Below are 927 nucleotides of genomic sequence, written 5' to 3' on the forward strand. Positions count from 1 at the left end.
GCCGACGCGGTGCCGTTCTGGGCGCGCCAGGGCTTCGCCGCGCTGCCGGCGGCGCTGCCGCCGGGCTACGGCGCGGGGGCCCGCCTGATGGAGCGTGCGCTGCGCGACTGAGGGCTCGGAGCGGTGCGGCGTCGTGGCCGCGCACCTTGTCGCCCGAGCGCGGGCGCGTCTTCTCCTTCAGCGCACCTGCAGGCGCCCGAGCTGGCGGCGCAGCGCCAGGATGTTGGGGATGCGCAGGTCCACGTAGGCCGGCGTGCGCAGCCCGCCGCCCACCAGCACGGTGCGCATGCCGAGGCGCTTGGCCGTGCGCAGGTTCACGGCCGAATCCTCCAGCATGATGCATTGCGCGGCGTTCAGGCGTCGGCGCTGGAGCAGGCTGTGGTAGGCGCGGATGCCGGGCTTTGGATGGTAGTCGAGGTCCTCGATGCCGACCACGTCCTCGAACAGCCGGCGCACGCCCATGATCTCCAGCACCGCCTCGGCGTAGTGGCGCGGCGCGTTGGAGAACACGATGCGCCGCCCCGGCAGGGCGCGCAGCATGCCGCGCAGCGCGCGCTCGAACACCATCATCTCGTGCAGGCGGTCGAAGCGGTGGGTCTCGACCAGGAAGTGGTCGGGGTCGGTGCCGTGGTGGCGCATCAGGCCGAGCATGGTGGCGCCGTAGCGGTGCCAGTACTGCATGCGCAACGCGTTGGCCTCGTCGAGCCCGAGCCCGAGGTGCTGCTCGAGGTAGCGCGTCATGCTGCGGTTGATGTGCGGGAAGATGTGCGGGCTGGCGTTGTGCAGGGTGTTGTCGAGGTCGAACAGCCAGACGGGACGGGGGGACATCTTCTTCGCTCGGGGCAGGGTGGGGAGGGGGCTCAGCGGGTGGGCGGGCGCGGCTGGAAGCGCACGATCGCGCGTCCGTCCTCGGTGGTCTTCGGGGCG

1 protein-coding gene is annotated in these 927 nt (G+C 72.2%); it reads right to left on the bottom strand.

The window, feature by feature from the left end; translation table 11 throughout:
* Window positions 1-177: 177 nt before the first annotated feature.
* Entirely contained in the window at window positions 178-828 is a 651-nt protein-coding gene (locus C667_RS23375; RefSeq protein WP_004390454.1) for a pyrimidine 5'-nucleotidase, read from the bottom strand.
* Window positions 829-927: the final 99 nt, after the last annotated feature.

The sequence above is a fragment of the Thauera phenylacetica B4P genome, assembly GCF_000310225.1.
Lineage (GTDB): Bacteria > Pseudomonadota > Gammaproteobacteria > Burkholderiales > Rhodocyclaceae > Thauera > Thauera phenylacetica.

Bases quoted from the DNA above. Each gene is read 5' to 3' on its own strand.
- C667_RS23375 (WP_004390454.1), bottom strand. From the start codon at position 828: ATGTCCCCCCGTCCCGTCTGGCTGTTCGACCTCGACAACACCCTGCAC.